The organism is Roseibium sp. LAB1, from assembly GCF_054658235.1.
The window spans coordinates 42,761-56,668 of sequence record NZ_BAAGIB010000011.1; the positions used below are offsets into that span (position 1 = coordinate 42,761).

The window sequence follows — 13,908 nt, forward strand, 5'->3', positions numbered from 1 at the left end:
CCGCGGCAAGCCCGCTTTGAGCCCTACTTGCTCGTTCGTCCCCCGTCACGATTGATCGGTCGTCTTGCGGTTCACTCCGGGTGTGGCATGCTCCTTTCCAACCAAATGGGAGCTGAGCAGGTGGAACTTCCGCAACTCACGATCAAACTTGCAACCGAGATGATGCGTACTGGCAAGCTCTCGTGCGAAGAATATGTAGGGGAACTGATTGAACGGGCAGAGCGTGATGCCGATCTCAATGCGTTCACCCATTTCGAACCCGAGAGCGTACGCGCAGCCGCGCGACAGGCTGACCTTAACCTGGTCGCTGGCCGCACCCTCGGGCCCTTGCATGGTATTCCGCTAGCGATCAAGGATTGTATCGACGTGGCCGGATTGGCGACGACCGGCGGGACACCGGCTCTACGAGACCATGTGGTCAACCGAACCGCGCCTCTGGTCCAGAAACTGAAGGATGCGGGCGCTATCGTTTTCGGCAAGACCAATATGTACGAGTTGGCATTCGGGATCACGAGCAGCAACGAATTTACCGGGCCAGTGAAGAACCCGCACGATCGCAGGCGTTCGGCAGGGGGAAGCAGCAGCGGATCAGCCGCGGCGGTTGCAGCTGGATTTGTTCCCGGCGCGATCGGGACAGACACGGCGGGCTCGGTTCGGATTCCCGCGTCTCACTGCGGCATATTTGGTTTTCGCCCCTCCAGCGGACGGTATGATAGTACCGGGATCATGCCCCTGTTCCCAACGCGTGACGTTCCTGGACTCATGGCCCGAACCGTGATGGACCTTCAACTAATGGATGCCGTTCTGAGTGGTGACGGCAGCACACCTTCCATCGATCTGCCAAGTCTGAGGCTTGGGTTGCCAGGGCCGTATTTCCTGGACGAACTCGAGACTGGCGTCGCTGCAGAGTTCGGGCACATGCTGGCACAACTGAGATCTTATGGCGTAACCATCGTACAAGCTGACTTGCACGATCTGGCGCGATCCCTCGACGAGTTGTCTGGTCCGATCCGCGCCTGGGAGCTTCCTCGAAGCCTTGCGGAATATCTTGAGACTTCCGGTGCCGGGATTGGTTTTGATGCTCTGATCGCCGGTATCGCGGGCCCTTACGTTCGAGAGGAATTCGCACAAGCGCTGCGGGAAGCGAACGCTGAGGACCTCGCCGAGCGATATCGGCATGTGGTGTCCGTTGCATTGCCTGGTTTCCGTAAGAAGTACCTCGATCATTTCAAGGAATTCAAACTCGACGCGATCATCTTTCCGACGACGCCGATCCTAGCGACAGCATTGGGAGATGAGGGCGATGTCGTTGTGGACGATCAGGCAGTTCCTGTCTGGAGAACAATGAGGAACACGGTGCCCGCATCGTTTTATGGCGCCCCAGGTGTGACTTTCCCGGCGGCCAACCGCGTCCAAGGTGTGCCGGTGGGAGTGGAAATTGACGGACTGCCAGGCAAAGACAAAAAGGTCCTGGCTATCGCGGCAGCGATGGAAGCGAGGCATCTACGACGCAATTGGTAGTGAGAGATGTCCCATCAATTGCCAAATCCACCTTCCGCAAAACCGCCAATAGGCTTGGCGTCCGAAATTGAGCGCCCTTAGGGCGGCTAGGCCGCGTTTTTATCTACCAGACATGCATTGAAAGCTGCCGTTTAATTAAAGGCTGCATTGTCCGCCACTCAGCGAATGTCCGGTTTTGGAATCTGTTGACGAGACCCTGTATGGCTGAAATGGAGGCGCTTTGCTGACCGACAAGTTGCGCTAGGAACGGCGCATCAACTCCGGAGTCATCTGTGGACGGTTTACGTGCTCTGATCGGGCTTAGCTGACATTGATCGGCCCTAGATGTGGTGTCGATTCCGGTGCTATGTATGTGCTGGCTGCTGTTCGCAATTGAGAAATCGGCGCGTCTTCGGAAATCGCTCATATGTATCCGGCCTGTTTGTCGGCTCGCGGGCCGTGACCTCGATGAGGTTACACACGCACCTTGGTCTCATTACCGGTAAGGTCGATGATGACCTAAAGGGTCGTCAGCCTCTGGGGGCATAGTTTCTTCGTTCCATGCTGTCCTCTTTCGCGAACACCGTTGTGACCGGGAAGCTGTCAGATCGCTTCTATGGTCAGATCTCTGGGGGTGTCGAACCGCGTTCGTGGCGCAGGACACTCCACGCCGTGCGGGCCAGCTTGTTGGCCAGGGCAACCGCGGCCTTGTTCCTGGGCATTCGGGAGGAGAGCCGTTCACCGCATGAAGAGCGGCTTGACTGGTTTTGGTGTTTGAAACGGCGATAGCAGCCTTTGGACTCTCGCGATGGCCGTCTTGACTGCTTCTGTTGAAGTGGCCCACGGATATTTCAAGCAGGAATCCGCTAATTGGCCGATCGTAATGTGAGCTGCCCGGATCTCTTGCTCCGGGCAACCTTTGCAGTCACAGGCGTCAGTTCGGCATCATTCCGCCGATGGCATACATGCCGTCGTCGCCTTTCACCAGCATCAGGATCACGCTGTCACCCGGGGTGAGATCATCCGACATCTGTGCGCCTTCCAGAAGGGGCAGTTCCATCGTCATGGCCGGCCAGCCGATTTCGGGAATCGGATCGTGGCTGACGTTTGCAGTCCCGTCACCGATGGAGTTGACGACGGCATTGGCGTGGACCGCGCCGTCCATCTGTTCGGCGGTCATGGGCATGTTGGAATGATCCATGCCGCTATGCGACGACTGGGCAAGAACGGCCGGAGCGGCAGCCATGGACAGGAACGCTGTGAGGATGAGGGTCTTCATTTCAGTTGCCTTTCTTGGAGTTTGTTTGTGAGTTGCAAAATCATTCGGCCGGCTGCACCGCACCTTTGATGTCCGGGGCGGCTATGCTCAGCTCACGGTTGACCCGCGAGAGAGCAAGCCGCTTCCAGATCGTGAAAATGGCGGGAATGACGAAGAGCGTCAGAAGGGTGGCGGTTGCCATGCCACCGACCATGGGCGCTGCGATCCGCTGCATGATTTCCGAGCCCGTACCGTCGCCGTACATGATCGGGATCAGCCCGGCAAAGATCGTCGCAACGGTCATCACCTTTGGCCGCACGCGCAAAAGCGCACCTTCGAAAACCACTTCCTCAACGTCGACAACCGTCAGGGAGCGGACCTCGGTGGCCGCAAGCTTCTTGCGTTTTTCCCAGGCAAGGTTGAGGTAGAGCAGCATCACGATGGCTGTCTCGACCGCAACGCCGGCAAGGGCGATGAACCCGACGATCACCGCGACCGACATGTCGAAATCCAGGTACCAGAGGAACCAGACACCTCCGGCCAGCGCAACGGGAAGGGCGGCAAGGATGATGCCGACTTCGATGACCCGGTTGAACGCCATGAACAGCATGAGCGTGATGATCAGCAAGGTCGCCGGAGCTACCAGCTTCAGACGTTCCTGCATGCGTTCGATGTACTCATACTGGCCCGACCAGGCGATCGAATAGCCGGGAGGCAATTGCACCTTCTCCGCAACCGTCCTGCGCGCTTCATCAACGTAGCCGCCCAGATCCCGGCCGGTGATGTCGATGAAGACGAACCCGGTGCGCCGGGCGTTTTCAGACCGGATCATGCCCGGTCCGTCAACAACGCTGACGTCTGCCAGGGCACCGAGCGGAATATGGGCACCGGACGGCGTGACCACCGGAAGTTCCCGCAAGCGCTCTGGACTGTTGCGCCAGTCCTGCGGATAGCGGAGGTTGATGGGAAAGCGCTCCAGACCTTCGACGGACTCCGACACCTGCATGCCGCCAATCGCAGTCTGCACGACGTCCTGGATGTCCCGCACGCTCAGCATGAAGCGGGCAGCCGCCTCCCGGTCGACGTCGATCTCGATGAAGCGTCCCCCGACGGGCCGCTCGGCATAGGCCGATGCCGTGCCATCAATTCCTGCGACCGCGTTTTCGACTTCAATACCGATTTTCTCGATGACGCCAAGATCGGCCCCGGTGATCTTGACCCCGACAGGGGTCTTGATGCCGGTTGCCAGCATGTCGATGCGGTTCTTGATCGGCTGGATCCAGACGTTGGTGACACCCGGTATCTGGACGGCCCGGTCCAGCTCATCCCGGATCCGGTCCATCGTCATGCCCTCCCGCCACTCGGCGCGCGGCTTCAGCTGGATGGTCGTTTCGATCATCGTCAGCGGGGCAGGGTCGGTCGCCGTATCGGCACGGCCCAGCTTGCCGTGGACCGTCTTTACTTCCGGTACGGTGGCGATAAGACGGTCGGACTGCTGAAGAACCTCACGCGCCTTGCCGATGGAAACACCGGGATAAAGCGTCGGCATGTAAAGGAAGTCACCTTCATTGAGGGCTGGCATGAATTCCGTGCCGATCCTCTGAAGGGGCCACCACATGGAGGCGACCAGAACACCTGCCAGAACGGTCGTTGCCCAGGGCCAGGCAACGGCTGCATCCAGAAAGGGGCGGTAGAGCCAGATCACGATCCGGTTGAGCGGGTTCTTGTTCTCCGCAAGAATTCGCCCGCGGACAAAGTACCCCATCAGCACCGGAACCAGCGTGATGGAGAGTATGGCCGCGGCCGCCATGGCGTAGGTCTTGGTGAAGGCCAACGGCTTGAAGAGCCTGCCTTCCTGGCTTTCCAGAACGAACACCGGCAGGAAGCTGACGGTGATGATCGCCAGGGAGAAGAAGAGGGCAGGGCCCACTTCCGAGGCACATTCCCCCACGATCCGCCAGCGGTTCTCCGCGGTCAGTTTTTCATGTTCCAGCCGACGGTGCATCGCCTCGATCATGACGATCGCCGCATCCACCATCGCGCCGATGGCGATGGCGATGCCGCCAAGCGACATGATGTTCGCATTCACGCCCTGCAGCTTCATGATGATGAAGGCAGCCGCAATGCCGAGAGGCAGGGAAAACAGGATGACGAGCGACGAGCGCAAGTGCAGAAGGAACGCCGCACAGACCAGAACGACAACGATGAATTCTTCGGTCAGCTTTGTCTGAAGATTGTCGATCGCACGTTCGATAACGCCGGAGCGGTCGTAGGTCGTGACGATCTCCACTCCTTCGGGCAGGCTGCTGCGCAGTTCGCCGATCCGCGCTTCGACTGCCTTGATGGCTGCCAGCGCGTTGCCACCCCAGCGCAGGATCACAACCCCGCCGACGGCATCGCCTTCGCCGCCGAATTCACCGACACCACGGCGCATTTCCGGCCCGAGGCGAATGTCGGCAACGTCTCCGAGGGTCAGCGGTGCACCGCGGTCGTTGACCATCAACGGCGCCGTGGCAAGATCGGCAAGCTCATCGACGTAACCGGTCGAACGCACCATGAATTCGGCTTCACCCATCTCGATCACGCTGCCACCGGTCTCCCGGTTCGCGGCTTGAATGGCACCTCGGATCTGCGCCAGCGTTATGTCGTAGGCCCTGAGTTTGTTGGGGTCCACGACCACCTGGTATTGCTTCACCATGCCGCCGACCGTGGCGACTTCCGACACGCCGTCGACGGTCTGAAGTTCGTATTTCAGGAACCAGTCCTGAAGGGCACGCAGTTGGGCAAGGTCATGATTTCCGGTGCGGTCGATCAGGGCATACTGGTAAATCCAGCCGACACCCGTCGCATCCGGGCCAAGCTGTGGTGAAACATCTTCAGGCAGGTTTGCAGCGATCTGACCGAGGTATTCCAGAACACGGGTTCTGGCCCAGTAAAGATCGGTGCCGTCCTCGAAAACGATGTAGACGTAGCTGTCGCCAAAGAAGGAAAAGCCGCGCACATCACTGGCACCTGGCACGGCAAGCATCGCCGTGGCGATGGGGAATGTGACCTGGTCCTCCACCACCTGAGGCGCCTGGCCGGCGTAGGGCGTGCGCACGATGACCTGAACGTCCGAAAGATCCGGGATTGCATCGACAGGCGTTTCACGGATTGCCCAGATACCGGCGACGGCGATCATGGCGGCGATTGCCAACATGATCACCCGGTTGGCGATGGAGGCACGAATGATTGCGGCAATCATCACAAACCCTCCTCACGCCGGACGCCGACCAATGTCATGGAGAAATCCGGATTGCGCTGGAGCAAGAGTGTTACCTCCTGATCCAGTGGCAAATCACCAACGGCAACGGCCTGATCAACGGCAAAATCCATGGTCATGCCCGGCATGCCTATCTCTGCCATCGGTCCGTGAGTGATGTTGGCCGTGCCTGCATCCCGATCAAGTGCATTGATGGTGCCGCGGACTTCCATCGGCGGGGTAACCGGCTCTGCCTTTGCCAGGACCATCGTCATTCCGTCCGGCCTTGAAAAGGTGAGCGTGGTTTCTGTGCCGACCGGCAGGGCATCCAGATCCAGGGCCTCGTCCACAGCGAATGCCATGGTCATGCCAGGCATGCCGATTTCGGCAATGGGGCCATGGGTGATTGTAGCCTTCGCGTTTTCGGTATCGATCGAGTTGATCGTTCCCGCCACCACGATGGGTGCGGCTTCTGCTTGCGCGTCGTCGGCAACTTCCTCGGCCTGCCCTGCCGCCGGGTCCTCGGCAACGCCCGGCTGCCTTACTGCCACGATCGAGAAGAGACCGCCGTCGCCCTTGGCAAGGTCGAATTCGACCGGAACATTCACCGGAACCGACTGCGGATCGAAGCCCGAGACATCCAGGTCCATTTGCATGGCAGGCCAGCCGAGATCCGGGATCGGACCATGCTCCATCGTCAGTTTACCGTCGCTTGTAACCGCAAGAACGGTTCCCGACCCCGTGGCTGCAATGCCGTCGTCTGACCCGAGCTCGATCAACCCCAGCAGGCCATCAGCGCCGCGCGCTGCCTTGAAGGAAACCTGCTGGCCTTCGCTCAACCGGTCGAGAGCGATGGACGCCGCAACAGGAAAACGTGTTGTCATCGCGGGCCAGTCGAGACTTTCCAGACTGTCGTGGCGGATGGTTGCAAGCCGGGCTTCGCGGTCGAGCGCGACCAGTTCACCGGTTCCGCGCGCAGGAACTTCGTTCGTAGGCGCCATGCGCATCAAGCCCGCATTGAGCGCGCTTTCGCTGTCGATCAGGAACTGGGCCGAAGCAACAACCTCTTCACCGGGCTCAAGCCCCTGAACAACCTCCGTGCGCCCGTTTTCTCCAAAATTGTCACGCAATCCGGTGGTGATCAGCCTTGGCTTGAAGGTGCCTTCGCCGACCTTGATGACAACACGCTCCGCTGTCCCCGTCCGGATGACGGCTTCGGAGGGAATGGTGACGGCAGTGCGGGTCTCGTTGGGAAACAGCCTGACGTTGCCGAACATGTTCGGCCGCAACAGACCTTCGGCGTTGTCGAACAGGAGCCTGACAGGCAGGGTTCGCGTTTTTGGATCGAGTTCCGGGTAAATGTAATCGATCTGGCCTTCGAATGTCCGTCCCGGCAGATGTTCGAAGCGGGCGACCGCACGCATGTCTTCCGTCAAACGCGCGATGTCGCGCCCGAAGACATCCACAATCAGCCATACCTTGTTGAGATCCGTGATGGACATGGCCTGAGCGCCGGGCTGCAGGAACATACCGTCGGCGGCAGCGAGGGCAATAACGACCCCGTCGCGCGGCGCGACCACCTTGATCCTGCGGGCGACCTTGCCGTCTGCCTCGATCTCGGCAATTTGCTCCTCTGAAGCCCCATGGCTGCGCAGCTTGTTGCGGGCAGCCTCCAGGGACAGACCGTTGCCGTTCGAAAGCGAGCGCAGGAAATCGAAGCTGGCAATGCCGAATTCGGGCGAAAACAGCTCGAACAGCACTTCGCCCTTTTTCACCCGGTCGCCAACGGCGCGAATGTTCAGCGTCTCGATCCAGCCGTCCACCCGGGTGTGAACATGACTGGTCAGATGTTCGTCGTAACCGACGAAGCCGACGGTTTCGATTTGCCGGGAGATTTCACCGACACGGGCCAAAGCGGTACGTACACCGATGGCATTGACCTCGGCCGCCGACAGGTTGACTTCAGCCGGATCAGCGGAAGGTTCCTGTCCGGCATAAACCGGTATCAGATCCATTCCCATCGGCGACTTGCCGGGCCCGGGCTGGCGGAAGTTCGGGTCCATGGGGGCGACCCAATAGAGAATTTCTGGTCCCCCCGACGCTTTGCCGTCGCCCGGGTTCAGATAGAGGCGCTCAAGAAACACCCCGCCTGCCACACCTGCGGCAAGGGCGATGATGCTGAGCGCGGTATAACGTCCACGCATAGTAACCTCTGAGTTGCCAGCGGCTGTTTGCCGAAGGCATGTCCATCACTTCTGGCTCCGCGAAAATCTGCGGAGAAACGATGTTTTCAGAGGCGGCGGGGAGGTCGTTCGGGAAGGGTGGTGTCCGAGACGTGAAGGGCATCAGGCGGCAACTGTGTGAAGGCGAGGGCCTGGGCAAAACCCAGTGCCATTTCCTGGCTATCGCGAACCGTATCGGCAGCGCACAACGCACCGTCGCAGCACAGGTCGAATTTCACCTGTCCGTCGTCCGGCATTTCATCGCCCATCATGGCCGAGACATGACCCATCATTGTTTCACACGGCATGCCGGCGTTGGCCGCAACATGTTCTCCAGGAGCCATAATCGCCTGGTGCGCCGGTGCAAACCCGGCAAACAGCAGGGCAATCGCGAACAGGATCGTCGCGGCCAGTCTGCTGATGTGATGCACGGGTCGGGTCATGTTGCGCGATATAATCCAGTCCAGCACAAATACAAGTGCCTGATAGGTGCTGTTGAGCAAGCCTTCGAAGGGCGGTTAATAAATTTCCGTTCTTGATCTGGAACCGTGAAACGTCCGGTTCTGCGATAGTTCATCCGATCACAAGACAACCTGAGACCTAAATACGCCTGGCGGGGCCGAAGCAGAAGCGAATATGAGCGTCGGCCCTTCAATTTTTCGTTTGCGTCTGGGAAATTGAAGCGGATCTGAACAGGGTCGCGTCTATTCAAGCAATTGGATACCGGCGAAAAGGATAATGAGAATTCCGGCAGTCGCATCGAGCGCTCGTGAAACCACGTTGAGGGTCGCGCCGTTCCTGAGAGCGACATCAAGAAACAGGCGCTGGCCGGCAACCGCCAATCCTGCAACCACACAAAGTGTGAAGGCGATGCCGACAAGCATCGATGCCGCGAACATCAGACCCGCCACCGGTTCGCCTTGCGACAGGGCTGCCACCACGACAAACAATGTCAAAGGACACGGTACGAGACCGGCTGTAAGGGCCACCCAGAAGCCTTCGGCTCGCTTCCTGCCCGGCCTTGAGCGGATTGCCCGGACAAAAAGCCATGCGCCGATACCGATCAGCGTGACGCGGCTGATCAACTCGAGGGCCGGGGCCCGGCCGCCACCAACAAAGGATCTTTCCACAAGCTGGGAGGCAAAGAAGGCGATCAGAACGGCTGTGAGCACATGTGTTGCCGCCAGAAGTGTCGAGACCGAAAATGCGCGGGCGAAGCTGCTTCTGGCTCCGGCGACATAGCTAGCCAGGATCGTCTTTCCGTGCCCGGGCGTCAAAGCGTGGATGGCGCCGAACAGCACCCCTGTCCCGATCATGCTCGCAAGAAGCCAGAAATCCCCCGACTGGCTGAATTCCAGCAACGATGCCCGCACACCGCCATAGATCCAGCGTTGCCAGGAGATGAGAAGATCCATCATGGCTGGCGATCCGGCCAGGTGTGGTGAAGGCTGTCGATCACGAACGCATGTGCGTGTCGTTTTCCATGTGCTTTGGCAAGATGCGGATGGTTTGCCGGCAGGTCGGGGTGCGCATGGTCGCGAATACTGTGATCGTCTGCAGGCCAGGACTTGCCGGCCACAGCCCAGCCAAGCACAGCCAAACCGGCGAGAACGACCATTGTCACAGACATCGAGGAATTTGCTCCAAGCCAGCCGGCGAGCGGATAGGCAATCAGCCAGCAACCGTGCGAAAGAGCAAATTGTGCCGCAAAAACCAATGGACGGTCCTGGGGATGGGCGGAATTTTTAAGAAGCCGTCCAGATGGCACGAGCACCGCTGACATGCCCGCCCCCATGGCAAACCAGACCAGCAGCAGGGCTGGCCAAACGAAAGGCTCCGGCAGGACCGCCAACAGGCCGGCGAATATCAGCAATGAAACGGGAAGCAGTGCCCCGCCGGCGAGCATGACGAAGCGTTCGGAACGGCTTGCAAGAAGCTTTGGCAGCGTCAACGCGACAACCATGGAGCCTCCGCCATAGGCCGCCATCGACAAGGCCAGGTCGGTGTCGTCGAGACCAAGGTACGATTTCACGATGACAACACCGTTGACGATCACCATGGCTCCCGAGGCGGCAACCGCGAGATTGAGGGCCAGCAATCCTCTCAGGCGTGGTGTCTTCAGATAGATCTGCAGACCCTTGACGGTTCTTCGGAATGCGGGCTCTTCCGCGTCGGCCTGCGGCGAGACGAGCCGAATGGTCAGGATCAACCCGGCGGAGAACAGGAAGCCGGCAACGGTACCACCGAACAACCAGTGGAAGCCGACAAGGCCAACCAGGACGGCTGCAATCATTGGGCTGAGAAGGTTTTCAAGATCATACGCCATGCGCGACAGCGACAAGGCACTCGTGTAGTCCTTTTCATCCGGAAGGATATCGGGAATGCTGGCCTGGAAGGCAGGGGTGAAGGCCGCGGACGTGGTTTGCAACAGGGCGATCAGAACGTAGATCTGCCAAATCTCGTCAACGAAGGGCAGGGCCACCGCGGTCAGAGCCCGGACGATATCCAACGTGACGAGAAACATCCGACGCGGAAACCGGCTCGCATAAGCGGCAGCAATCGGGCTGATGCCGACGTAGACAATCATCTTGATCGCAAGGGCTGTTCCCAGAACGGCGCCAGCCTCATCGCCTGCAAGATCGAAGGCCAGCAGCGCCAGACCAACCGTCATCAGACCTGTGCCGAACAACGCGATGACCTGCGCGAAAAAAAGATGGCGGTAGGTTTGATTGGCAAGTACCGAAATCACTTAACTCTCCAGCCGTCCAGCTTCACCGCGCCTTGCGATCGAACCTGTGCCGCAACCGCAATGCTTCATAGCCGTATGGCGAAAACGCACGGCCTTCAAGACGATGGGGCCCCTCCTTGCGTATTGATGAGGTCATGCCTTTCACGAATTTCCTGCGGCCACTGTGCCTTGATCCAGGACAGGACGGCGATGATTTCGGTATCTGTCAGCACTCCTTCGAACGCCGGCATGTTCGAATTGAAATTCTCAAGGCCAACCGCCTTCGCGGTGCCAAGCTTCGTGATACGGAACAGCAGGTCGTCCTGATGATGCCAGATGTGCCCGGTTTCGTCGTGCGGCGGGGCCTTCAGGGAACCGTCCGGATTGGCGTCCATCCAGTCGCGCTCTCCTTTCAGGTCGTCTCCATGGCAAGCTGCACAATGCTGCGCGTAAATGTCTGCTCCCAAACGCACAAGCTTGAGGTCGCCCGGCTTCAGCCGGGCGACACCTTCGTCAACATCGGGGGGTGCCAGGAGGAAAATGGCACTGGCGACGACAATCAACACTGCCGCAGAAAGTGCACCGAGTAAGATGCGGCTTCTCATGGTTTCTCTCCTTCAGACGGTCAGCCGTCCCTCTCCAGGAGAAAGGTTGCTATTGCTTCCCTGTCCTCTTCGGAAAGGAAAGCAGTGCCGTCGCGCACGACCTCGCCCATGGAGCCGCCAAAGACATCCCCATCGGGCATGATCCCGGTTTTCAGCGCATACTGCAGAGAACTTATCGTCCAGCCCTGCCTCTTCAGCGTGGCACTCGTGATGGGTGGAGACTTGCCGCCGTCAGGCAGTTCGCTGGCGCCATGCAGAGCCAATTCCGCCTGACGTGCACCTGCGGCATTTCTAGGGGTGTGGCAAGCGCCGCAATGAGCCGGTCCCTCAACAATGAACTTGCCCCTGTTCCAGAGATCAGAGCGCGCAGGATCCGGGTCGAATGTCTCCGGCACGTAAAACAGTCCGCGCCAGAGTTTCAGGCCCATCCTGAGATTGAATGGCGGCAACATGTCATGTGGTGTCGATGCTTCAGCAACGGGGGGAACCGTCTTGAAGGCTGCCCACAGGTCCGCGATATCCTGGTCGCTCAAGGAACCGTAAAACGGATAGGGAAACGACGGATAGTAGGGCTCTCCTTCCGGCGAAATACCCTGTCGTACCGCCGCTGCAAAATCCTGCAAGTTCCAGTTTCCAATGCCGTGATCCGGATCCGTCGTCAGGTTGGGCGAATAGAACGTGCCGAAGTCCGTCGGCAGCCTGACACCGCCAGCCAGAGGTTTCCCGCCACCTTCCGTATTGGTATGGCAGGCGATACATCCCGACATCCTGGCAAGATAGGCGCCGCGGCCCGGATCGCCGGCAAGGACTTCGATCCGTTCGGGCTTGTCGACAGGCCAGAGGTAAAGCACGGCGAACGCCGCTCCCGCCAACGCGGGAGCAACGATCGCAAAAACGAGCCAGAGGCGCATCGATCAGTTTTTCTCGACCCTGAATTTTGAGTGACAGGCCGAACAGGTCTGCGCGACCATGTTGAAAAGCCCGTCCGCAGGCATCTGGGCCAGCATTTCGGGATCGGCCATGTGACCGGCGTCCCCCATCATTCCTCCGGAGCCCATCATACCGCCCTGGGACATCATGGAATTTCCACCCATCATGGTGTCTTGCCCCATCATGCCCGACTGACCCGTCATACCTGCACCGCCCTTGCCGTGTGCCAGGCCGTTTTCGGCCGCTGCGCCAAGTCCTGCTGCAAAAACGTCCAGCTGTTTTGCGAGCTCAGAGAATTCTTCCCAGTCGGTCCAGATTTCCGGTTTCGCCTCCGATGGGCCTTCGATGCTGTGTTCCGGGAACAGCTTGGTCAGGGCCTCGCCGGAATGGGACTGGATAACCGCAGCGCCCTCACGCACTGCGTCCGCATCATAGTCCTTTTCTCCACGCATGATGGCAGTCAGCGACTTCATCACGTCGCCCATCTCATCCATCGCGTCCATGCGTTCCTTGACGATTCCGGACGCCCCACCATGTGCAAAGGCGCCGGCAACGCCTGCAAGCAACAGCGCGCCAGTCACTGATATAACCGTAAATTTCATTGATCTTGTCCTGTATCCAGATTGCGTGGCGGATATTCCGCCTCAAGCGATTTCAAACGGATAAAGGAGCCGGTCGCGGGGGAGGCGGATCAATCTTCCACACCCGGGACACATTGGACACCACGGTGTCACGGACGCTGTCTTCGATGAGGTCAGGGATGCTCAGATGCTCGTCATCCGTCAACGCCAGCAAATAGGCCCCACAATGCACGGTTTCATGATCTGCCATATTGTGATCGGAATGGTTTGAAGCATGATCGTGGGGAATATCGCCGCCGGAGGCGGCAGCGGTTTCATGTGAGTGTTCGTGGGCAGTTCCGGCAAGCGAATGACTGAACGATCCTCCGGCAGCAACGAAGGCCGCCACGAGGAGCATTTTCAAAGTCATCCAAAAGCAAGACTGCAACCGCATCAGCAATGACCTACTGGATCCTGTTTGCCAGCAACGAACCCGAACCTGTGTCACAATCCGGTGAACCTGCGCCCCGGTCAACCCTTCTCTGGCCGGCATATTGCCGATCCGCACCATTAAAGCTTGATCGAGGCCGTCTTGTGGGCACTCAGGCCGATGTCCTCAAAGCAGCGTATGATCTTGGTCGGTAGCCCGGACTGGCGCGAAGGTTCTCCAATGTTCATGTCACCCCCTCCTATTCAGCAGGCGCGGCTTCGGCACTTGGCGTGAAAGCGACCCTTGACCTTGCTTCATCCATCACTGGCGCGATCCGGCGAAGTCGCAAGGCATTGGTGAGGACGAACACCGAGGACAGAGCCATGGCCCCGGCAGCCAGAACAGGTGAAAGCAACACGCCGAAGGCCGGAAAA

The 13,908-nt window shown here is 59.3% G+C and carries 11 protein-coding genes; 1 reads left to right on the forward strand and 10 read right to left on the reverse strand.

The genetic code is table 11. The annotated features are described in order from the left end of the window. The first annotated feature begins 87 nt into the window (after window positions 1-87). A complete protein-coding gene (locus tag ACYQ54_RS28290; RefSeq protein WP_460088431.1) occupies window positions 88-1,521 on the forward strand; it encodes an amidase family protein in 1,434 nt (477 codons plus the stop codon). A 913-nt stretch (window positions 1,522-2,434) separates the two neighbouring features. On the opposite strand, the gene ACYQ54_RS28295 is transcribed toward ACYQ54_RS28290, so the two are convergent. From ACYQ54_RS28295 to ACYQ54_RS28340, 10 genes are all read right to left on the reverse strand, one after another. After that, a complete protein-coding gene (locus ACYQ54_RS28295; RefSeq protein WP_460088434.1) occupies window positions 2,435-2,779 on the reverse strand; it encodes a copper-binding protein in 345 nt (114 codons plus the stop codon). Between the two features lie 40 nt (window positions 2,780-2,819). Next, window positions 2,820-6,002 (reverse strand): efflux RND transporter permease subunit, encoded by a 3,183-nt coding sequence (locus ACYQ54_RS28300; RefSeq protein WP_460088438.1) that lies wholly within the window; start codon window positions 6,000-6,002, stop codon window positions 2,820-2,822. Next, a complete protein-coding gene (locus ACYQ54_RS28305) occupies window positions 6,002-8,203 on the reverse strand; it encodes an efflux RND transporter periplasmic adaptor subunit (RefSeq protein WP_460088441.1) in 2,202 nt (733 codons plus the stop codon). Before ACYQ54_RS28305 ends, ACYQ54_RS28300 begins: the two co-directional genes overlap by 1 nt. A gap of 86 nt (window positions 8,204-8,289) precedes the next feature. Continuing rightward, window positions 8,290-8,664 carry a hypothetical protein gene (locus tag ACYQ54_RS28310; protein ID WP_460088442.1) on the reverse strand — a complete coding sequence of 125 codons (375 nt, stop codon included), beginning with the start codon at window positions 8,662-8,664 and terminating at the stop codon, window positions 8,290-8,292. Between the two features lie 261 nt (window positions 8,665-8,925). Continuing rightward, window positions 8,926-9,639, reverse strand: coding sequence for a HoxN/HupN/NixA family nickel/cobalt transporter (locus tag ACYQ54_RS28315; protein WP_460088444.1), 714 nt, complete (start codon window positions 9,637-9,639; stop codon window positions 8,926-8,928). Further along, window positions 9,636-10,970 carry an MFS transporter gene (locus ACYQ54_RS28320; RefSeq protein ID WP_460088447.1) on the reverse strand — a complete coding sequence of 445 codons (1,335 nt, stop codon included), beginning with the start codon at window positions 10,968-10,970 and terminating at the stop codon, window positions 9,636-9,638. Before ACYQ54_RS28320 ends, ACYQ54_RS28315 begins: the two co-directional genes overlap by 4 nt. 95 nt (window positions 10,971-11,065) lie before the next feature. Continuing rightward, window positions 11,066-11,554 (reverse strand): c-type cytochrome, encoded by a 489-nt coding sequence (locus tag ACYQ54_RS28325; protein ID WP_460088449.1) that lies wholly within the window; start codon window positions 11,552-11,554, stop codon window positions 11,066-11,068. Between the two features lie 20 nt (window positions 11,555-11,574). Beyond that, window positions 11,575-12,465 (reverse strand): c-type cytochrome, encoded by an 891-nt coding sequence (locus tag ACYQ54_RS28330; RefSeq protein ID WP_460088451.1) that lies wholly within the window; start codon window positions 12,463-12,465, stop codon window positions 11,575-11,577. A 3-nt stretch (window positions 12,466-12,468) separates the two neighbouring features. After that, complete coding sequence (locus ACYQ54_RS28335) at window positions 12,469-13,086, reverse strand: c-type cytochrome (protein WP_460088453.1); 618 nt, start codon at window positions 13,084-13,086, stop codon at window positions 12,469-12,471. Between the two features lie 52 nt (window positions 13,087-13,138). Next, the gene (locus tag ACYQ54_RS28340) at window positions 13,139-13,462 is read right to left on the reverse strand and encodes a hypothetical protein (protein ID WP_460088456.1); all 324 of its coding nucleotides are present in this window, start codon (window positions 13,460-13,462) and stop codon (window positions 13,139-13,141) included. Between the last annotated feature and the right edge of the window lie 446 nt (window positions 13,463-13,908).